Genomic DNA, 21783 nt, shown 5'->3' with positions numbered 1-21783 from the left:
TTTTATCTTAAACAAAAAGATTAATCGTCTATATGTCCGTATGTTTTCTGCTTATACGCTGCACGAATTACTTCGAATCTACGCGATACAGATTTCTTTTCGAATGCTTGACGCGATCTTAACTCTTTCAAAACTCTAGTTTTTTCAAACTTCTTCTTGAAACGTTTCAGAGCTTTATCGATTGATTCGTTTTCTTTTACTTGAATATGTAGCATAATTTACACCTCCTTCTTTTTTTTACGGACTGCAAAGGTAGATGTTTTTTTATTTAAAACAATAATAAACACTAAAACTATTGATTTAAAATCACTATTTTAAACAGAATTATAGACTTTTGTAACTTTAAAGAATAAATTCTTTAATTAAAGTACATTTGGAATCTGGTTTTATCTCTTTTTGAGCTAAAAAACTTCATAGCTTTGTAAAAATTAAGAATTATAAAAATGAGATTCGCAGTAATAGATCTAGGTACTAATACCTTCCATTTGCTAATAAAAGAAAACCAAGAAGTTTTATTTAACACTTCCATTGCGGCCAAAATTGGCATGGGGGGTATCGGAATAAAACAAATATTACCAGATGCGTTTGAACGAGCACTTAGTGTTTTTGAGGTTTTTACAAAAAAACTTTCGGAATTCAATGTAGACCTAACCAATGTGCATGCTTTTGGAACAAGTGCCATTAGAAATGCAGACAATCAAACCGAGTTTGTTAATTTTATCAAAGAAAAAACAGGTATTTCCATAAGCGTTATAGATGGCTTAGAGGAAGCCAACCTTATATATTTAGGTGTTAAAAATGCAGTAAACATTTTGGAAAACTCGCTTATAGTTGACATTGGCGGCGGAAGTGTAGAATTCATAATCTGTAATGCAGAAAAAATATTGTGGAAACACAGTTTTGAAATAGGTGGCTTAAGACTGATGGAAAAATTTATGAAAAAAGACCCACTCCCACCTACCGAGATTCAAAAAATGGACACTTATTTCCAAACCGAATTACTGCCTCTTGCAAATGCTATTCACCAATATCATCCGAAAATCATGGTCGGGTCATCGGGCTCATTTGATACACTCAATGACCTGTATTTCAATAAAACAACAGGTAACTTTCCGCCAGAAAACCAAGCAGGTTTCGAATATCCTTTAAGTGAATTTTGGATTGCATTTGAATCTCTAGTGTTTGCAAATAAAGAGCAAAGGATGGCATTAAAAGGCATGATTCCATTGCGAGTAGATATGATAGTTGTGGCAGTTTGTTTAATAAAGTATTTGATTCAAACTTTTGGAGTAGAACAAATTAAAATTTCAAACTACGCTCTAAAAGAAGGAGCAGCATATAAAATACAATCTGAAAATGCATACTAATTATTATTTCTTAAGTAGACTTGCTGAAGAAATAAACAGCACTTATCTTGGATATGAAATATCGGAAATATTTAGTCAGGAAAAAGATGAGGTGATTTTTGAACTAACCGAAGGAGATAATCAGGCATTTTTAAAAGCCACTGTTACTACAACTTTCTCGTGTCTTAACTTTTTAAGACAATATGCTAGAGCAAAAAAAAATACAATTAATCTTTGGCCGGAATTAAAAGGAAAAAAGCTTAAAAATGTCAAACCATTTGAAAATGAGCGAGCCATTTGTTTCGAATTTGAAAATGACTTTTCCGTGGTTTTTAAATTTTTCGGAAATAGACCAAATATTTTAATTTACGAAAAAGAAACGCTTACCTATACTTTCAATAATAAGCTACTTTCTGATAAGGATATAAAGCTTTCAGATTTAGGAAAACATATCGAGTTTTCATTCGAAAACTTCCAAAACCATAACGGTGATTACAGCAAACTGTATGTCACTTTTGGTAAAACTATAAAAAAGTATTTTCAACAAAACGAAGAGTATCTAAACCTATCTGAATCTCGAAAGTGGGAATACCTTCAAGATTTTGAAAAAAAACTAAAAACCGACCCTATTTACATAGGATTTGAAAATGGGATTCCTTGCTTAAGTTTAATTCCCACCGAAAAAAATGAAGGTCAGTTTAGTTCTGCCATAGAAGCCACAAATGCTTTTTATTTGTTTTATCAAAAAGATTTCACTTTTGCCAATCTAAAGGACATTGAACTAAAAAGATTAGAAAAAGAGGTTAAAAAAACAGAAAACTATATAACAAACTCGATTTCTAAACTTGATAACTTAAAAAACAGCACAAAAAATGAAGAGTTAGGCCACATATTAATGGCTAATCTTCATTTAGTTAAAGAATGTGCAGAACAAGTGGTGCTAAATAATTTTTATACCAACGAGGACATAAAAATTAGACTAAAAAAAGAATTAAGTGCTCAGAAAAATGCTGAGAATTATTATCGCAAGTCGAAAAACGAAAAATTAGAAATAGAAAACCTTGAGAATAATTTAGCTTTTCATTCAGAAAAATTAGAAAGTTTAATATTTGATTTAGAGAAAATACGCCAAATAGAAGATTTTAAAGAACTAAGAACCTATATAAAAAGTGAATCGCAAAATACAATTCAATCAGGAAAACCAGACAAAGAAGACCTATTTAAATGTTTTCAAAAAGACGGTTATACGATTATGGTTGGAAAAAATGCAAAAAACAACGACATATTAACTACTCAATATGCACACAAAGAAGATATTTGGCTCCATGCTCGTGATGTGTCGGGCTCACACGTGATTATTAAGAAAATTGGCACTCAAAATGTCCCAAATCATGTTTTGGAATATGCAGCTGCTCTAGCAGCGTATTTTTCAAAAAGAAAAAATGAGAGCTTAGTACCGGTTATGCATACACTGAAAAAGTATGTTAGAAAAAAGAAAGGACTGCCTGATGGTAAGGTAATAGTGGACAAAGAATCTACAATTATGGTAAAACCAGAATTAAAATAATGATTATGATAAGGAAGCGTTTTTTGATGCTATATTTCAAAAATGCCACTTTTTTATGATTAAAGTAAAATAATTTATTTCATGTTCCACATAATCTCTTAACTTTGTGCTTCGATAATCAAATCGAAACCCCTCTTTCAAAAATGCCAAAAAATTCTAGCATTAAGTCGGTCCTAATCATCGGTTCAGGACCAATCGTCATAGGACAAGCATGTGAGTTCGACTACGCAGGTTCTCAAGCAGCAAGATCAATCAGACAGGAAGGAATTGAAGTGTCGTTGATAAATTCCAATCCGGCAACAATCATGACCGACCCCATGAATGCCGATTTTGTTTATTTAAAGCCTCTTGAGAAAAAGTCTTTAATTGAAATTCTGAAAATACACCAAGAAATGGGCAGACCCATTACCCATGTATTACCTACCATGGGAGGGCAAACTGCACTAAACCTCGCTATCGATGCTGACAAAGCTGGTATCTGGAAAAAATACGGTGTAGAAATCATTGGAGTAGATATCAAAGCTATAGAGACTACTGAAGATCGTGAGCTTTTTAGACACAAAATGATTGAACTCGGTATAGGAGTTTGTAAAGGTAGAACTGCCAAATCATTCCTTGAAGGAAAGGAAATTGCCCAAGAAATTGGCTTTCCGCTAGTAATCAGACCTTCATATACTTTGGGTGGTACTGGTGGTGGCTTCGTAAACACTGCTGAAGAATTCGATGCTGCACTAAACAATGGCTTACATGCCTCGCCTGTTCACGAAGTATTAGTTGAGCAGTCTATTATGGGCTGGAAAGAATACGAACTTGAGCTACTAAGAGATAACAATCAAAATATTGTAATCATTTGTACCATCGAGAACTTTGACCCTATGGGCGTGCATACCGGTGATTCTATCACTGTAGCACCTGCTATGACTCTTCCTGATACCGTTTATCAGAAAATGAGAGACATGGCCATCAAAATGATGAATGGAATTGGTCAGTTTGCTGGTGGTTGTAATGTTCAGTTTTCACTTAACCCTGAAAACGACGATATCATTGCAATCGAAATAAATCCAAGAGTTAGTAGATCATCTGCATTGGCCTCAAAAGCAACGGGGTATCCGATTGCCAAAATTGCCGCCAAAATGGCGATCGGATATAACTTAGATGAATTAATTAACCCAATTACTGGAAATACTTCAGCGTTTTTCGAACCAGCTATTGACTATGTAATTGTGAAAGTTCCAAGATGGAATTTTGACAAATTCCCTGGCTGTGACCGTAGATTAGGTCTTCAGATGAAATCTGTAGGTGAAACTATGGGTATCGGAAGAAACTTCCAAGAGGCACTTCAAAAAGCATGTCAATCTTTAGAAATAAAAAGAAACGGACTTGGAGCTGACGGAAGAGAAGAAAGAGATCAAGAAAAATTAAAATATAGCCTTGCAAATCCATCGTGGGATAGACTATTCCATATTTATGATGCCTTCAAAGCGGGACTTTCATTTAATACCATTCAAAAACTTACTAAAATAGACAAATGGTTCCTACGTCAAATAGAGGATCTTATTATTTTAGAAAACGAAATTGAAAAATACACGATTGAAAATATTTCAAAAGAACTATTGCTTGACGCAAAACAAAAAGGTTATGCCGATCGTCAAATAGCTCACTTATTGAGATGTTTAGAAAGTGAGGTTTTCAACAAAAGAAAATCACTTGAAATAAACAGAGTATTTAAATGTGTAGATACATGTTCAGCTGAATTTGAAGCAAAAACACCGTATTTCTATTCTACATTTAATGCCTCTGAATCAAATCCTGACAATGAGTCTATAGTTACTGAAAAGCCAAAGATTTTGGTTTTAGGATCAGGACCAAATAGAATTGGACAAGGAATTGAGTTTGATTATTCGTGTGTGCATGGAGTTTTAGCTGCAAAGGAATGTGGATACGAAACCATCATGATAAACTGTAATCCTGAAACTGTATCAACAGATCCGGATATTGCAGATAAACTTTATTTTGAGCCTGTTTTCTGGGAAAATGTTTATGACATTATCCTTCATGAAAAACCAGTGGGTGTAATCGTACAGTTAGGAGGACAAACAGCCCTTAAGATGGCTGAGAAACTTACAAAGTATGGCATTAAAATCATCGGTACTTCGTATGAAGCCCTTGACCTTGCAGAAGACAGAGGTAGATTCTCAGAAAAACTTATAGAATTAGGAATACCTTACCCGCAATTTGACACAGTAAGAACAGCAGACAAGGCAGTAGAGGTTTCTAAGTCCCTTGGGTTTCCATTGTTAGTTCGTCCAAGTTATGTATTGGGTGGGCAAAGCATGAAAATTGTTATCAATGAACAAGAACTGGAGCAACATGTTGTTAAGATTTTGAATGAAATCCCTGACAACAATATCCTGCTTGACCACTTCCTTGAAAACGCAATTGAGGCAGAAGCAGATGCAATCTGTGATGGAGAAGAGGCTTATATCATTGGTATCATGGAGCACATTGAACCTGCCGGAATTCACTCAGGTGACTCTTACGCAGTTTTACCTGCTTTTGATTTGAGCGAAAACGTAATCAAGCAAATAGAAGAATATACCAAAAAGATAGCGATTGGGCTTAAAACGCAAGGTTTGATTAATATTCAGTTTGCTATAAAAGACGAAAAAGTATATGTAATTGAGGCTAACCCTAGAGCGTCTCGCACAGTACCATTTATTTGCAAAGCATATCAAGAGCCTTATGTTAACTACGCTACCAAAGTAATGTTAGGAGACAAAAAGGTAAAAGATTTTGATTTCAAACCAGTTAAGAAAGGTTATGCCATCAAAATCCCTGTGTTCTCTTTCAGTAAGTTCCCAAATGTAAATAAAGAATTAGGACCTGAAATGAAATCAACTGGAGAAGGAATCTATTTCATAGATGACTTAACAGACGATTTCTTCTTACAAGTTTATTCTGAGAGAAATATGTACATGAGTAGATGATTTTTAGCTAAATACTAAAAAGAGCTGTTGAAAAATTTCAACAGCTCTTTTTTTATGCTTTATAACTCGGGGAATCACTCCATTGTAATCACGAAATCACGATCAATATTGGTTCTTTTATCAAACACGAAATCTACATATTTTGTATCACCTGCTGCACCTTTGAGTAAAGCTTTGCACCTGCCAACTTCTAAGCCTTGATTATCCACAACCTTAACTGTTACATTACGATTTATGGCTTTATCAAAAATCATATAAACGCTTAGTTTATTATGTCTACCGCCTTCGTTGCCCAGCTCCACTCTTCCACAGCTTACTCCCCTATTTTTTAAAGATTCTGATAAGCCGATATTTATTTTTACTGCTTTCTCAATGCCCGACTTTACGCCTTTAACCACTTTAGAAGCAGATACACCTACTTTTTGACCTACATTTTGCAGTTTTTCATTTCCTTCATCTGTCCTACAACTTTGAGCAAATATTAAGACTGCACCAAAACTGACAAAAACGATACTATTTTTTAATTTATTCATAGGTTTCTCATTTATTTAACCACAAATATAAGTATCTCATTTATATATAACAGCTAATCTTAATCTAGAAATCTCCAAGTAGACTTTTTATCCCTTTCAATTTCCTCATCTTTTAAAATAGCTTTAACCAGTTCTACCGGTATGGCGTTGTTTTGCAAAATTGTGTCGTGAAATTGTTTTTCTGACATTTTGCCTCCATCTATTAACTCTTTATGTAAACTATAAAACTGCAGCCCCCCAATCATATACGCAATTTGATACAAAGGACCGTAACGCCCCGTAAACGACCTCCTGACTTCTGCTTCAGCGTTTGCCCTCTCGTGGCCCACTTTATCAACCAAAAGATCAATACATTGCAGTGGAGTCATTTTCCCTAAATGGTAATTCAAAGAGAATATTATTCTCGCACATCTATGCATACGCCAAAACAACATGCCGATTTTATCTTCAGGAGTTTTCGGGAAATTTTTATCCCAAAGATTAAACTCCCAATATAATGACCAACCTTCTATCCAAAAAGGTGTATAGAACAACCGTCTATATGGCTTGTTTCGCTGATTCATAAACATCTGAAGGTGATGACCCGGTATTAACTCATGATGCACTGTAGCTCTCGAAAAATGCGGATTATTTCCACGCATACTCATCATTTTATCGTCGTATTCCATATCAGCTGTAGGATACGCAACTTGAATTACTTCACCTCCTAAAAAAAACGGACTAACACGCTGTGCATCTGCAGAAAGCATCACGGTTCTCCATGTTTCTTTTGCTAGAGGCGGAACGGTTACCAAATCTCTCTTTTCTACAAAATCAATAGCTTCCCAAGCCAATTTATTTACGTCTTCTTGCCACTGACCCGGTGGAACATACGTTTGCTTAACAAACTCCAAAGCCTTCTTCCAATCATTTCCGTAACCTAGCTCAGTTGAGGCCATAATCATTTCTTTTTCGCACCAAGCAAATTGTTTGTTTGCTTCGGCTATTAACTGCTCGGGTGTATAGGAAATAAATTCAAACTCAAGTTCTTTTTGTATTGCCGTTCTGCCTATCGGCTTACCAATTATGCCACTCCCATCGTCTTTTACGAGTGTATTTTCAAAATGTCCTTTCAGGGCATCGGCATACTTTTCTAAGTTTTTGGTAAGTGTAACTTGCGAAGTTTTCATCCACCACATATATTCTGGATTGTATTCAAAATAAAACTTATGCGATTCATCTGTGGCTTTTTTGAGTTGAAAAATGATGTCAGAAGCAAGTTCTGCTGCTTGCCAGCTTGTATATTTAGGTTTAGATTTTAAATCTTTTATTAATTCTAATAGTTTTTTATTAGCATCATTAAATTTTGAAGCTAACTCTCCTGCGTTTACATTTTTTCCTGTTTTCCTAATTTCATTAAATGCATAAATATCAGTGGCAAATGCTGCAACATCTTTTACTTTTTCATATTCAACTTTTTCTAAGGAGTGAAAATAAGCGTTTCGCTTTATTTGATTTTTAAGTAAAACATAATCAATTTTATGTACTTTAGAAAGAGCCTTAAAATCGACTTTTTCGAGATCTTTCTCCCATTCTACATAAAACTTAGTCATCCTTTCAAAATAAATATCTGAAAGCCCATTGGGGTATTTTCTCTCTAAAGCAGACTTGTCTGCTTGATAAGTGGATATCAATTCTGGTAAATCATTTGCTTGGGCATAAAAACCAAAAAATAGCAAAGAAAAGAGTATTAGTTTGTTCATGTGAAGATGAATTAGGTTTAAAAAAGTAAGTTACTAATTTTAAACAAATTGGAGTCAATTTTAGAATTGTTTTTAAATCAAAAAAGCCACAACACTAAGGTGCTATGGCTTTCTTTTGAATAAAATATTTATTTTAAAACTCTCTATGAATTGCTTCTTCAAAAAGTCTTTCTTTTGGCATATTTCTGAAATACTCGTACGTTATTTTCAAACCTTCAGCTCGGTCTACTTTAGGTTCCCAACCTAATATTTCCTTTGCTTTGGTAATATCTGGCTGTCTTTGTTTCGGATCATCAACCGGCAGGTCTTTATAAACCACCTTTTGATCAGTTCCTGTAAGTTTGATTATTTCTTCTGCAAAATCGGCTATAGATATTTCCGAAGGATTACCAATATTTACTGGTTGAGCATAATCAGACATTAAAAGTCTATAAATACCTTCAACTAGGTCATCAACATAACAGAAAGCACGCGTTTGAGAACCATCACCAAAAATAGTTATATCCTCACCTCTAAGTGCTTGGCCAATAAAAGCTGGTAAAACACGACCATCGTTCAGTCGCATTCTTGGACCATATGTATTAAAAATTCTAATGATTCTAGTCTCTAAACCGTGGTAGGTATGATAAGCCATTGTCATAGCTTCTTGGAATCTTTTGGCCTCGTCATAGACACCTCTTGGACCTACTGGATTCACATGTCCCCAATATTCTTCTGTTTGTGGATGTACCTGAGGGTCACCATAAACCTCTGAAGTGGAAGCGATTAAAACTCTTGATTTTTTAACTCGTGCCAATCCAAGGCAGTTATGAATTCCTAAAGAACCTACTTTTAGCGTTTGAATAGGTATTTTCAAATAATCAATAGGGCTTGCTGGCGAAGCAAAGTGTAAAATATAATCTAATTCACCAGGCACATGAATAAACTTACTAACATCATGGTGGTAAAATTCAAAGTTTGGCAATTTAAAAAGATGCTCGATATTTCTTAGGTCACCTGTAATCAGGTTATCCATAGCTATTACGTGGTAGCCTTCTTTTATAAATCTATCGCATAAATGTGAACCTAAAAATCCGGCTCCTCCTGTAATTAATATTCTCTTCATTCTTAATTATGATATTTTTATTTAGAAACAACTATATCTTCTCTACCAATTGAGTAATAATCGTACCCCAAAGTTCTCATTTCAGTAAGATCATATAGGTTTCTACCATCAAATATAACTTTATTATTTAAAGCCGCACTCAATTTTTCGAAATCTGGTGTTCTAAATTCTGGCCATTCCGTCATAATCATCAAAGCGTCAGCACCTTCCACAGCCTCGTAAGGAGATTTAGCATACTTCACTTTTTTACCTATTTCTTTTCGGACATTTGCAGTTGCCTCAGGATCAAAAACAACAACTTTGGCTCCTGCTCTTCTTAATGCCTTGATGTTATACAAAGCTGGTGCCTCTCTGATGTCATCTGTATGTGGCTTAAATGCAAGACCCCAAAGGGCGATAGTTTTACCTTTTAACTCACCACCAAAATATTCTTTAACGCGTGGTATTAATTTAGTTTTTTGCTTATCGTTTACTAGCATTACCGATTTAAGTATTTTAAAATCGTAGCCATATTCAGTAGCTGTTTTGCCTAACGCCTGCACATCTTTAGGGAAACAACTTCCGCCATATCCAATACCTGGGAATAAAAATCTCTTCCCAATTCTGCTATCGGTACCAATACCTCTTCTAACATTGTCAACGTCAGCACCTGCTTTTTCGCAAAGGTTTGCTATTTCGTTCATAAACGTAATTTTCATTGCCAAGAACGCATTTGCAGCATATTTAGTCATTTCAGCAGAACGCTCGTCCATAAAAATCACGGGATTGCCTTGTCTAACCAAAGGAGCATAAAGTTTTTCCATAATTACTTTAGCACGTTCTGAATTTGTACCAATAACTACACGGTCAGGCTTCATAAAGTCATCAACGGCAACTCCTTCTCTCAAAAATTCAGGATTAGAAACCACATCAAAATCTACTTTAGCATTTGCGGCTACAGCAGCATGTACTTTCTCGGATGTACCCACAGGCACAGTACTCTTATCGATAATTACTGCATAGTGATCCAAAATTTTCCCTAACTCATTGGCCACTCCCAATATATATTTTAAATCTGCAGATCCATCTTCACCAGGAGGTGTAGGCAAAGCCAAAAATATAACTTCAGCATCCTTAATACCTTCTGCAAGATTGGTTGTAAAAAGCAAACGATTTTCTTTTCTATTTCTTTCAAAAAGTACGTCTAAGCCTGGCTCATAAATAGTCATTTTACCTTTCGATAGGCTTTCTACTTTTGAAGCATCAATGTCTATACAAGTTACAGTGTTGCCTGTTTCAGCAAAACATGTACCTGTAACCAAACCAACGTAACCAGTTCCAACTACGGCTATTTTCATAATTATATTTTGGATTATTTAATATTGAAACAAAGGTATAATATAAAAAATAACTTTTTATCAAATTACATGAAAAAATTAACACAAAACTTAAAAATATATACGATAAATAAACAAAATTGCTCACAAGTCCACTTTTTTAGTACTCTATGTTCACTTTTTGTTGAAGTTTAGATGTATGGTATGAAAAAATTAACTGAATATTTCTTTATAAAACACAAAATATATAAACAAAAAAAGGAGCCCAAAAATGAGCTCCTTAAACTAAGTTTTTTTATAATTCTTTATCCTTTATACCACCTAAAAGGATATTTAACTCCTTTGTAATTTTTCAACTCCATATCTATTGTACCGAATGAAAAGTCAACTTCAATTTTAATAGGGACTCTATTTTCGTCATCAGACACCCATACCCTGATTGCATTCTCACCACTAAACAAATCGTTCTTGGGCAAAATAGGATTTAACTTTAACACCTTAATTTTACCAAACTTGGTATCCACCGTTCCTTTGCCATTATATCTTACTTTCATTTGATACAATTCCTCATCAAAAAATAATGGTGTTGAAATAGTATGTCCTATTCCAAATTTTGAAAAATCAACAGTTCTTAAAAAATAATACCCAGAAATAACATCTTGAATATTGTTAGGTACATCAAATTTCTTGGATTCGTCTTTTTCGTATTTTACAGCCTCATTGTGCGTTTGATCAAAATTAATTATTTGATCTCTTTTGTAACTTTTCTCGCGAGCACTATAAATAAACTTATGTGGAATAAAAGCCAATGTATCTACATACGACCTATACGTGTTTCTAACTTTAAACATGTCGGTAAGGCCGGCTGTTCTACCTTGCACATTAACTTTATAACAAGGTCTCCCATTTAAAGAATATATCTTTTCGTCTACATCAACATCTGCTGCACCTATTGTTAAAAATCCATATTTTACTTTATAGTCATAACTTTCTCCTGGTTTAAAACTTCCATTGCTAACAAAACGATAGTCGTTCGCCACAAATGAAAATATCAAGAATGATGCAAAAACAAGAATTAAGAGTTTTAATTTATTCATATTTTTATTGTGAATTATTCTTAAAATTAATAGTTAAAACGTATAAAGTCAAATAGATAATACGTTTTACACATACTAATAAGACGCAAAAAACATGCAAAAGGTTAATCGCAAACAAAAAAAAGATGCCTAATGACATCTTTTTTACATTTCATTAACATTCTATTCGAAAATTAATCCACTATATCTTCTACATTTTTATCCATGAGAGCATCAGCATTTCCTGCTACGGTGGCCTTAATTTTTTCTTCAAGTTCAGCCATAAGCTCCGGGTTGTCTTTTATTAAACCTTTAACACTGTCTCTACCTTGACCTAATTTATTGTCAGAATATGAGAACCATGAACCAGATTTTTTTACAATATCTAAATCAACTGCAAGGTCTAACACTTCTCCGGCCTTGGAGATTCCTTCGCCATACATAATATCAAACTCGATAACTTTAAACGGAGGAGCTACTTTGTTTTTAACAACTTTTACTCTTGTTCTGTTACCGATAATATTTGAATCATTATCTTTTATTTGACCAATTCTTCTAATATCAATTCTCACCGAAGCATAAAACTTAAGTGCATTACCACCAGTGGTAGTTTCAGGGCTTCCAAACATTACACCAATTTTATCTCTCAATTGGTTAATAAATATACAGCAACAACCTGTTTTATTGATGGTACCTGTCAATTTCCTCAAAGCTTGAGACATCAAACGAGCTTGAAGACCCATTTTGCTATCTCCCATTTCTCCTTCTAACTCGGCCTTAGGTACTAAAGCAGCTACTGAGTCTATTACAAGAATATCAATAGCACCTGACGAAATCAAATGCTCGGCAATTTCAAGTGCTTGTTCACCATAATCTGGTTGAGAAATCAATAAGTTTTTGGTATCTATACCCAATTTTTCAGCATAAATTCTATCAAAAGCATGCTCAGCATCTACAAAAGCTGCAATCCCTCCCCTTTTCTGTGCTTCGGCTATTGCGTGCATGGCCAGTGTGGTTTTACCAGATGATTCTGGCCCATATATTTCTATGACCCTACCTTTAGGAAAACCACTAACACCCAAAGCTAAATCTAAACCTAATGAACCAGTAGAAATTACAGGTACGTCCATTACTTTAGTATCGCTTAGTCGCATCACAGTACCTTTTCCATAGGCTTTGTCAAGTTTGTCAAGTGTGCTTTGTAAAATTTTTAATTTATCTGAATTTTCAGCTGCCATTTTTTTTAGTTTTGAATTATTAAAACAAATATATTGTATTTTTTTAGATATATTCTGCTATAAATATTAGCAATCATTGTAAGTTGTTAATATTCAATAACTTAACTACATCTCTTTTATAAATATTTCTTTCCAAATTACTTTTATCCCTCCCCCATCATGAATCTGCAATGCTATTTTTCCATCTGAGTCAATTGCGGCATCTTTTAAAAATATCATCTGAATGTCATTAACCCAAGTTGTAACTTCATCACCGTGCACTTTAATTTTCATGCTATTCCATTCGCCCATTTTTACATTATCTAAGGATGCATCGGGCTTAATTAACCAACCTCTTTTATATGATTCATATATTCCACCCGAAAAGTAACCGGGAGGAGCTACTTCCGCTTGCCAACCTGCTACCTTGGTTCCTGTAATATTTGAATGAAAAAACACGCCGCTGTTGCCATTAGCCTCAGGTTTAAATTTCAAAGTCAATTCAAAATTTTTATATGACTTTTCTGTACCCAAATAACCGTAACCCTTATCTGGCCCCGATTCACAAACCAAATTTTTATTTTTTACATACCACTTTTCAGTACCGTAAATCACCCAACCCGTCAAATCTTTTTTATTAAACAAAGCTACTTTTTTGCTCTTTTGTGAAAAGGAAACAAGTGGAAATACACACAACAGAATAAGAATGTTTTTCATTTGGATTGAATATTTTTTATCAGTTAGCAAAGTACTACTATAGAATTAAATTTTCAATTATAACGTTAAAAAATAAATCGAGAAGAAACTATAATTTACCTTTGTGATTGATAAGGAAAAAAGTATACGAATGAAGTTTGAAGAATTAAATCTAAATAAATCAATATTAAGGGCTTTAGAAGACCTAGAATTAGAAAATCCTACGCCGATTCAGGAGCAGGTATTTTCGGTAGCGATGTCGGGAAGAGATATCTGTGGAATAGCCCAAACTGGTACAGGAAAAACCTTGGCGTACCTTTTACCACTCTTAAGAATGTGGACTTTCTCGAAAGAAAAACTTCCTCAAATATTAATATTAGTCCCTACAAGAGAATTGGTAGCACAAGTGGTAGAAGTGGCACAATCGCTTACTACATATATGAGCTTCGACACAGTAGGTGTTTATGGAGGCGTCAATATGAAAACGCATGTGGCAGAGCTTTTGAATGGATGTGATCTTTTGGTAGCTACTCCAGGCCGGTTTACAGACTTAGCCGCTGCTGGTGCCATAAAAGTCAAAAACATCAAAAAACTAGTGATTGACGAATTTGACATGATGCTTGATCTTGGATTTAGGCCTCAGCTTGAATTGATTTTTGATAAAATTCCAGAAAAAAGGCAGAACCTCTTGTTTTCGGCAACTATGACAAAAGATGCAGAAGAAATTTTGGATGTGTTTTTCAAAAGTCCGGTACAAATAGAAACGCCAACCGCAGGTTCGCCATTAGATAGCATTAACCAAAAGGCATATTTAGTTCCAAATTTTCAAACAAAAATCAACTTCATAGAGGTTTTATTGGCCAATGACAAGGAAATGACTAAAAACTTGATTTTTGTGACAAACAAAGCTCAAGCTGACATTTTATTAAACGAATTGACAGAAAGAGGAATAGAAGACGTGGATGTTATTCATTCAAATAAGTCACAGAATTTTAGATTTAACGCCATCAAAAGGTTTGAATCTGGAGAGATTAAAACTTTAATTTGCACAGATATTGTTTCTCGTGGATTGGACTTAACAGAGGTTTCTCACGTAGTAAACTTTGAGCTACCAGAAGACCCCGAAATATACATTCACCGAATTGGACGGACCGGACGAGCCCAGCAAAACGGAACTTCGATTTCGATGATAAGCCCTAGAGAAGTTGACCTAAGAGTAGCTGTAGAGGAACTCATGGGTGAAAAACTCACGATTTCTGAAACCCCGTCATTTATTGAAGTTTCGGATAGACTGATGATTTTTGAAATAGATGAGCCTGTGATGAAGGTCTTAATACCCAAAAAGAAAGTGGACATCGGCCCTGCTTTCCATGAGAAAAAAGAAAAAAATAAAAAAGTAAACGTAAGGAGAAATATAGAAGCTGAAAAGAAAAGGAAATACGGTAAATCTTATAAAAAGGAAATACCTAAATAAGTCGTTTCATAACACAAATAAGCCCAGCGATTGGATAAGGCAATACAAGAATTATACGGAGGAAGAATCAGAATTAGAGCTTGTGGAATATTAATTCACGAAGAAAAAATCTTGTTATTGAATCACTCAGGGCTTAATTCAGAAAATACATTTTGGAATATGCCTGGTGGTGGGGTCGAGGAAAATGAAACTGCTGAGCAAGCCGTTGCTAGGGAGTTCAGAGAAGAGGTTGGTTTAGACATACATGTAGAACGCTTGGTTTTTCTACAAGAATATATAAATGATTCCCTTCATGCTATTGAATTGTATTTTGAGGTATCAAGTCTATCAAAAAAGGCAATTTTGGGTTTTGACCCTGAATTAAACATACTTACTGATTTAGATTGGAAAACTTTCGTAGAAATAAAAAAATTACCGAATAATCAAAAATCAAAATTTTGGGAATCATTTTTAACTTTTAATGATTTGGTAAGTCACAAACCCACATTAAATTTATTACATGGATAATGTTTTTAAAATATGCGACGACAGGTTCAAGATCGAGGAAATTGATCAGCACGTTTTAATTATGCAAATATCTGTATCTCGATTTAAATTTATTATTAAGAAAAAAGAAACTGTATATTGGTTGGAAGACCATTTCCTTGGTGTGGATATTGGTTTTACAAATGCTGCAAATAAAGTTGCTGAAATAATCAACAATCATACTTTTTTGGCTGCTAATTTTTGGAAAGAAATTAAAATAATCTATGACACCCCGTTTTTTATTCTAATTTCTGAGGCCCTAAACAATGATGGAGATGAGTTTTCATTCTTAAAGTCGTGCTTTCCAAGAAATAATTCTTTTAATTTCATTTCAAACAGCCACAAAATAAACAAACATATCCTCCTCTCTCAATACCCTGCTGCTTTTGCAGAAGTATTTAGTAAAATATACCCTAATAAAGACTTATTTGAAGTTTCATTACCAGCACTGGTTCTGAATCATTTTACAGCAGGAAACAAACTGAAAGACAGAAATAATATATTCGTAGATGATAAGTTTATGTATGTTTTGGCGATGAATAAAGAAACGCTTATTTTTAACTGCACACCTCTTATTTCTAGAAATATAGATTCTTTTTTGAAAGAAAGTTTGAAAAAAAAGGAGAATACTTTCGTTGAATATTTTGGGGAACTTACCGAATACTCACCTTTTTACAGGCTTTTAAAAGAAAATATTCAAAATATAAATCTTGGAGAGAGCCAAGGTAAAGTGAAATTAACGCAATATTTTGGAGAAATATCGGAACACAGGTACCTAAGTCTTTTTATCGCTTAGGCTTTTTTCTTGTACATTTTGTAGTCAAAACCATACTGAACTTTTAGGTTGTATTCAAAAAATTCAATGGCTCTTTGTACACTTTTACTTTTTACAGCCACAAAATAAGGTTTCTTACCAGACTTATCTATCAACCTGGTATCTACCTTATAAATGGTGCCTTCTGGATATTTGGAGAGGAATTTACTTGGAATTGAAACCTTCATATCATTAGGGATATTTTGCCCTTCAATGGTCTTTAGCTTCATTTTATCAGACTTAAAATCATACAGAGCTTCTGCAAATACATCCAAAAAAAATTTTTTCGAAAACTCTGGAACTTCGTCTATTAATGATAACTGCATAATGTTTCGTCTGTGATTAAATTCTACATCGCAAAATAAAAGCTTTTTTTTTAAACTTAAATAGTTTGGTGAGTAAATTTTTCATAATTTTGCGGAACTTTTCGAGTAAATCAAATAATATGGCAGAAGTAAAAATCTTCTCTGGTACTAATTCCAGATATTTGGCAAGTAAGGTAGCGTATTTCTACGGAAAAGAACTTGGAAAAGTTTCTATCCAGAAATTTGCTGACAGTGAAATCTCTGTAAATTACGACGAATCAGTAAGAGGATGTGATGTTTTTTTAATTCAAAGCACCTTTCCTAATGCGGATAATCTTATGGAGCTTCTCTTAATGATTGACGCTGCAAGAAGAGCTTCTGCTCATTATGTGGTCGCGGTAATACCATATTATGGATATGCCCGTCAAGATAGAAAAGATAGACCTAGAGTAGCCGTTGGGGCCAAATTGGTAGCCAATATGTTAGTAGCAGCAGGTGCAGACAGAATCATGACAATGGACTTGCACGCAGGTCAAATTCAAGGATTCTTTGACATACCGGTTGATCACTTGGAGGGAACGTCAGTTTTTGTTCCATATTTAAAAACAAAAAACATTGACAACCTGATTTTTGCATCTCCTGATGTGGGTGGTGTATCAAGGGTTAGAAAGTTTGCTGGATATTTTGATGCAGATATTGTAATCTGTGACAAACAAAGAAAGAAAGCCAATGAGATAGCTGCAATGCAGCTTATTGGTGACGTCAAAGACGCAAACGTGGTCTTAATAGATGACATGATAGACACGGGAGGCACTATTTGTAAAGCAGCCGAAATTATCATGGAAAAAGGGGCAAAGTCAGTTAGAGCTGTATGTACGCACGCGGTACTTTCTCACAAAGCACATGAAAACATAACCAATTCAGTATTTGAAGAAGTTATCGTTTCTGACTCTATTCCACTCAGACAAGTCAATGACAAAATTAAGGTTATTTCGGTTGCGGAGCTTTTTGCGAAGGCTATCGGAAGAATCAGAGACAATGGTTCTATTAGTACATTATTTATAAATTATCAACATCAAATCACTTTTTAATTATGAAAGTAACTGAGATTGTAGGGTTTAAAAGAGCGAATCTCGGTCGTATGGAAGCCCAAGAATTACGTGCACAAGGCATGGTACCAGGGATCCTATATGGCGGAGAAGAACAAGTTTCATTTTATGCTCCCGCTTATTTGTTCAGACCGTTAATATTTACGTCTGATGCGTATGAAGTTAAATTAAATATCGAAGGAAAAGAGTATACTGCTATTCTTCAAGACAAGCAATATCACCCTGTTAACGATCAATTGATACACGTTGACCTTCTTGAAATCACTCCTGAAAAAGTTATCACTATTAACATTCCAATTAAATTAACTGGAACAGCCATTGGTGCTAAGCAAGGGGGTAAATTGGTTCAAACTTTGATAACTCTTAAAGTAAAAGGACCGTCTAAAGACATCCCTAACTTTGTAAACTTAGATGTTACAACTTTAGGTCTTGGAAAAGCTATTAAAGTTAAGTCTATTGAATTACCAGGATTAACTATCCTTGATTCACCGGCTAACCCAGTAGCAAGTGTAACAATACCACGTGCATTGAGAGGTGCGATGCAAGCTGCTGGTGCAGAAGCAAAAAAATAATCTCTTTGAGATTTTTCAATACTAATAGTTCTAAAAGCTCCAAGAAATTGGAGCTTTTACTTTTTATGGGTATTTATCAATTCCTCAACTACTACTGGAACGCCCTCTACTGCTGTCTTTTGCACAAACCTAACATCTGTACTATTAAATGAATACGATGGAGTAGACGGGTCAATAACATACACGGGCACACCACTAGGCACATAGCTAAGTAAGCCCGCAGCTGGATACACCTGCAAACTTGTACCAATCACCATAAAAATATCTGCTTCTTGGCAAATTTCGGCCGCAACTTCTATCATAGGTACTTGCTCGCCAAACCAAACTATGTGGGGTCTAAGCTGTGCACCATCCTCTGCCAAGTCACCTAACTCAATAAACGCAGAACCTATATCTTTCACTAAGGCTTCATTATGAACGCTCCTAACCTTTGAAAGCTCTCCGTGTAAATGAATCACAAAACTTGAGCCCGCTTTCTCATGAAGTCCGTCTACATTTTGCGTGATGATTTTCACTTCAAAAAACTCCTCTAATTTTGCCAAAGCCAAATGTCCTGCGTTGGGCAATGCCGCAAACGCCTGTTTTCTTCTTTGATTATAAAAATCAAGGACCAATTCGGGGTTTCTTCTCCAACCTTCTGGCGATGCCACATCTTCGATGGCAAAGTTTTCCCAAAGCCCGCCCATATCTCTAAATGTCTTGAGGCCACTTTCGGCACTTATTCCTGCTCCTGTTAAGATTACTATTTTTTTCTTCATCATTAAAAAAAGAGCACCCAAATGGATGCTCTCAAAATTAAATATTATACTCGAATTTCTGATTAACCTTCTCCTAATTTTAGGCAATCTTCAAGCGTTAGTTCTTCTGGAACAGTGCCTTTCGGTATTTTTACATTTCTTTTTCCTATTGAAATATACGGCCCATATCTACCATTTAATACTTTCACTTTGTCATTTTCAGGATATTCTCTGATGATTTTTTTAGCGGCAGCTTCTTTGGCTTCTATTATCAACTCCCCCACTCGCTTATCGTCTATAGTTACAGGATCTTCTGTTTTAGGGATGTTATAATATTTAGCTCCATGTTTAATATATGGACCAAACCTACCTTTGGCAATTGTAACCGCTTCTCCGTCTACCTCTGCCATAGTTCTTGGCAATGCTCCATCCGGAGTATTTTTCTTAGCTTCAATAAGCTCAATCGCCCTTTCTTTGGTAACTGTCAGCGGGTCTTCTCCTTTGTCTAAATTTATGTATTTTCCATCAAACAATACATAAGGACCATATCTGCCTTCGTTTACCACTATCGGATTATCCTCATATAGTCCAAGTTCCAATGGAAGCTTTGGTCCTTTGAGAATCGCTATAGCGTCTTCGTAAGTAATATTCGAAATTAAAGTACCTTTTTTGACCGAAACAAAAGTTGGTTTGTCTTCGTCAGTGGCCTCTCCTACTTGTATGTAAGGGCCAAATCTACCAATTTTTGCAAATACCTTTTTGCCTGATTCGGGGTCAACACCTAGCTCATATGAACTTCCAGACTTTGATGCATCTGCTCCTTCAGCTTCTTCTATTTTAGTATGAAATTCATCATAAAATGACTTTATCATATTCTGCCAAGAAACCTTTCCCTCAGCAACATCATCAAACTCATCTTCTACCTTAGCAGTGAACTTATAGTTTAACACGTCCTCAAAGTTCTCAACTAAATAATCGTTAACAATAATCCCTAAGTTGGTAGGAAAAAGTTTAGCTTTCTCAGAACCATAATTTTCAGTCCCGACAGAAGAATTAACCACTTTATCTTTCAACAGAAATTCACGATATTCTCGCTGCAATCCTGCCCTATCTTCTTTGATTACGTATTCTCTTTTTATTATTGTAGAGATAGTTGGAGCATAAGTTGAAGGTCGTCCAATGCCCAGTTCCTCTAATTTCTTTACCAAACTTGCTTCCGTATATCTGGCAGGTGGTCTGGTGAATCGCTCTGTAGCTTTCATTTCACCAAGTGCCAAAATCTGCCCTTCGTTAAGCGGAGGTAACATGTCTTTGTTGTCTTCGTCTTCATCATCTGTAGACTCAAGATATACTTTCAAGAAGCCTTCAAACTTGATTACTTCACCCGATGCCGTAAGTTCTTCTTCCCTAGTAGAAATTCCAATTTTGGCAATGGTTCTTTCTATAATAGCATCTGACATTTGAGAAGCAATAGCACGCTTCCATATCAAATCATACAGTCTTTTTTCATTTCTATCGTTTCCACCTTCTTGTACACTAAAATCCGTAGGTCTTATAGCCTCGTGAGCTTCTTGTGCACCTTTATCTTTTGATTTAAATACCCTAGGCTTAGAAAACTCTTCTCCATATGCAGTCACAATCTGATTTTTGGCATTATCCATGGCATCTTGCGATAGTGTCATGGAATCCGTTCTCATATAAGTAATCTTTCCAGATTCATATAGTTTTTGAGCTACAGTCATGGTTTGTAAAACCGAAAACCCAAGTTTACGAGATGCCTCTTGTTGTAATGTTGAAGTTGTAAAAGGAGCGGTAGGCGATTTTTTAGTTGGCTTAACTTCCAAACTATTTATTTTAAAAATAGCCTCTTTACAATCATCTAAAAACTTCGTAGCCTCAGACTCGTGCTCAAAATTTTTCGATAGCTCGGCGGTTAGTACTTTATTTTTTTCAACCAAAAAATGAGCAACTACTTTAAACGACGACTTACTGTTAAAGCTTTCTATCTCTCTTTCTCTTTCAACTACTATTCTTACCGTAACAGACTGAACTCTACCAGCAGAAAGGTTTTTACGATCCGCACCTGCTCTGATTTTTTTCCAAAGTACTGGCGAAAGTTGAAAACCTACCAACCTATCTAATATACGACGGGCCTGCTGAGCATTAACTAAATCGACATCTATGGCTCTGGGAGACAGTATCGCTTTGTTAATGGCAGTTTTCGTAATTTCTCTAAAAACTATTCTTTTGGTATTATCATCAAGACCCAAAGCCTCTTTTAAGTGCCAAGAAATGGCCTCTCCTTCGCGGTCATCATCGGTCGCTAGCCAGACCTCCTTGCCTTTGGCTAATTTTTTGAGTTCGTTAACTACCTTTACTTTGTCAGTAGAAATCTCATATTTGGGTTCAAAATTTTTATCGACGTCTACACCCAGCTCTTTGCCCGGAAGGTCTCTGATATGACCAAAGCTAGATTTTACCATAAAGTCAGAACCAAGATAGCCTTCTATGGTTTTTGCTTTAGCTGGGGACTCAACAATTACAAGATTTTTCGACATATGTCTTCTGTGAAGTTTTATTTTTACAACAACAAAGTAAGTATATTAAAGCTACATTCAGAAAAAAAAAACTAAAAAAGCATTTCAGCGATACTAAATCTAGG

At 35.0% G+C, this 21783-nt stretch carries 19 protein-coding genes; 8 read left to right on the top strand and 11 right to left on the bottom strand.

Going from position 1 to position 21783, the window contains the following annotated elements:
* Nucleotides 1-20: 20 nt before the first annotated feature.
* Entirely contained in the window at nucleotides 21-215 is a 195-nt protein-coding gene (rpsU, locus tag ACFOOI_RS02990) for a 30S ribosomal protein S21 (protein WP_379834887.1), read from the bottom strand.
* Nucleotides 216-443: 228 nt separating this feature from the next.
* On the opposite strand from rpsU, the gene ACFOOI_RS02985 reads away from it, so the two are divergent.
* The 3 genes from ACFOOI_RS02985 (at nucleotide 444) to carB (ending at nucleotide 5900) form a co-directional block, all read left to right on the top strand.
* Nucleotides 444-1367, top strand: a complete 924-nt coding sequence (locus ACFOOI_RS02985; protein ID WP_379834885.1) for a Ppx/GppA phosphatase family protein — start codon at nucleotides 444-446, stop codon at nucleotides 1365-1367.
* Nucleotides 1357-2913, top strand: a complete 1557-nt coding sequence (locus ACFOOI_RS02980) for an NFACT RNA binding domain-containing protein (protein WP_379834883.1) — start codon at nucleotides 1357-1359, stop codon at nucleotides 2911-2913. Before ACFOOI_RS02985 ends, ACFOOI_RS02980 begins: the two co-directional genes overlap by 11 nt.
* Nucleotides 2914-3056: 143 nt before the next feature.
* On the top strand, nucleotides 3057-5900 hold the full coding sequence (gene carB / locus ACFOOI_RS02975) for a carbamoyl-phosphate synthase large subunit (protein WP_379834880.1): 2844 nt from the start codon (nucleotides 3057-3059) through the stop codon (nucleotides 5898-5900).
* Nucleotides 5901-5974: 74 nt separating this feature from the next.
* Here carB and ACFOOI_RS02970 read toward each other — a convergent pair whose 3' ends face one another.
* From ACFOOI_RS02970 to ACFOOI_RS02940, 7 genes are all read right to left on the bottom strand, one after another.
* Complete coding sequence (locus ACFOOI_RS02970) at nucleotides 5975-6433, bottom strand: hypothetical protein (RefSeq protein WP_379834877.1); 459 nt, start codon at nucleotides 6431-6433, stop codon at nucleotides 5975-5977.
* A 59-nt stretch (nucleotides 6434-6492) separates the two neighbouring features.
* A complete protein-coding gene (locus ACFOOI_RS02965; RefSeq protein WP_379834875.1) occupies nucleotides 6493-8175 on the bottom strand; it encodes a DUF885 family protein in 1683 nt (560 codons plus the stop codon).
* A gap of 133 nt (nucleotides 8176-8308) precedes the next feature.
* Nucleotides 8309-9280, bottom strand: coding sequence for a UDP-glucuronic acid decarboxylase family protein (locus ACFOOI_RS02960; protein WP_379834872.1), 972 nt, complete (start codon nucleotides 9278-9280; stop codon nucleotides 8309-8311).
* 17 nt (nucleotides 9281-9297) lie between these two features.
* Nucleotides 9298-10617: a UDP-glucose dehydrogenase family protein gene (locus ACFOOI_RS02955; protein WP_379834869.1), complete on the bottom strand. Its 1320-nt coding sequence runs from the start codon at nucleotides 10615-10617 to the stop codon at nucleotides 9298-9300.
* 284 nt (nucleotides 10618-10901) lie between these two features.
* Nucleotides 10902-11693, bottom strand: coding sequence for a DUF3108 domain-containing protein (locus ACFOOI_RS02950; RefSeq protein WP_379834867.1), 792 nt, complete (start codon nucleotides 11691-11693; stop codon nucleotides 10902-10904).
* 173 nt (nucleotides 11694-11866) lie between these two features.
* Nucleotides 11867-12910: a recombinase RecA gene (gene recA, locus ACFOOI_RS02945; RefSeq protein WP_379834864.1), complete on the bottom strand. Its 1044-nt coding sequence runs from the start codon at nucleotides 12908-12910 to the stop codon at nucleotides 11867-11869.
* A gap of 105 nt (nucleotides 12911-13015) precedes the next feature.
* Nucleotides 13016-13606, bottom strand: a complete 591-nt coding sequence (locus ACFOOI_RS02940; RefSeq protein ID WP_379834862.1) for a 3-keto-disaccharide hydrolase — start codon at nucleotides 13604-13606, stop codon at nucleotides 13016-13018.
* A gap of 130 nt (nucleotides 13607-13736) precedes the next feature.
* On the opposite strand from ACFOOI_RS02940, the gene ACFOOI_RS02935 reads away from it, so the two are divergent.
* The 3 genes from ACFOOI_RS02935 to ACFOOI_RS02925 are packed head-to-tail and all read left to right on the top strand — an operon-like array spanning nucleotide 13737 to nucleotide 16380.
* Entirely contained in the window at nucleotides 13737-15059 is a 1323-nt protein-coding gene (locus tag ACFOOI_RS02935; RefSeq protein WP_379834859.1) for a DEAD/DEAH box helicase, read from the top strand.
* A gap of 30 nt (nucleotides 15060-15089) precedes the next feature.
* On the top strand, nucleotides 15090-15566 hold the full coding sequence (locus tag ACFOOI_RS02930) for an NUDIX domain-containing protein (RefSeq protein WP_379834856.1): 477 nt from the start codon (nucleotides 15090-15092) through the stop codon (nucleotides 15564-15566).
* Complete coding sequence (locus ACFOOI_RS02925; protein ID WP_379834854.1) at nucleotides 15559-16380, top strand: DUF3822 family protein; 822 nt, start codon at nucleotides 15559-15561, stop codon at nucleotides 16378-16380. The genes ACFOOI_RS02930 and ACFOOI_RS02925 overlap by 8 nt, the downstream gene beginning before the upstream one ends.
* On the opposite strand, the gene ACFOOI_RS02920 is transcribed toward ACFOOI_RS02925, so the two are convergent.
* Nucleotides 16377-16724 (bottom strand): hypothetical protein, encoded by a 348-nt coding sequence (locus ACFOOI_RS02920; protein ID WP_379834852.1) that lies wholly within the window; start codon nucleotides 16722-16724, stop codon nucleotides 16377-16379. The two genes, ACFOOI_RS02925 and ACFOOI_RS02920, sit on opposite strands and share 4 nt — an antisense overlap.
* A gap of 119 nt (nucleotides 16725-16843) precedes the next feature.
* Between ACFOOI_RS02920 and ACFOOI_RS02915 the strand changes: the two genes are divergently transcribed.
* Complete coding sequence (locus ACFOOI_RS02915) at nucleotides 16844-17794, top strand: ribose-phosphate pyrophosphokinase (RefSeq protein WP_379834850.1); 951 nt, start codon at nucleotides 16844-16846, stop codon at nucleotides 17792-17794.
* Nucleotides 17795-17796: 2 nt separating this feature from the next.
* Nucleotides 17797-18384, top strand: coding sequence for a 50S ribosomal protein L25 (locus ACFOOI_RS02910; RefSeq protein WP_379834847.1), 588 nt, complete (start codon nucleotides 17797-17799; stop codon nucleotides 18382-18384).
* Between the two features lie 56 nt (nucleotides 18385-18440).
* Here ACFOOI_RS02910 and ACFOOI_RS02905 read toward each other — a convergent pair whose 3' ends face one another.
* Together ACFOOI_RS02905 and topA are read right to left on the bottom strand one after the other, a co-directional pair.
* Nucleotides 18441-19142, bottom strand: a complete 702-nt coding sequence (locus tag ACFOOI_RS02905; protein WP_379834844.1) for an SIR2 family NAD-dependent protein deacylase — start codon at nucleotides 19140-19142, stop codon at nucleotides 18441-18443.
* Between the two features lie 62 nt (nucleotides 19143-19204).
* On the bottom strand, nucleotides 19205-21679 hold the full coding sequence (gene topA / locus ACFOOI_RS02900; RefSeq protein ID WP_379834841.1) for a type I DNA topoisomerase: 2475 nt from the start codon (nucleotides 21677-21679) through the stop codon (nucleotides 19205-19207).
* Between the last annotated feature and the right edge of the window lie 104 nt (nucleotides 21680-21783).

The organism is Lacihabitans lacunae, from assembly GCF_042649125.1.
Lineage (GTDB): Bacteria > Bacteroidota > Bacteroidia > Cytophagales > Spirosomataceae > Leadbetterella > Leadbetterella lacunae.
The sequence above is the reverse complement of the archived record's forward strand: the minus strand, read 5'-3'. Positions and strand labels throughout refer to the sequence as shown.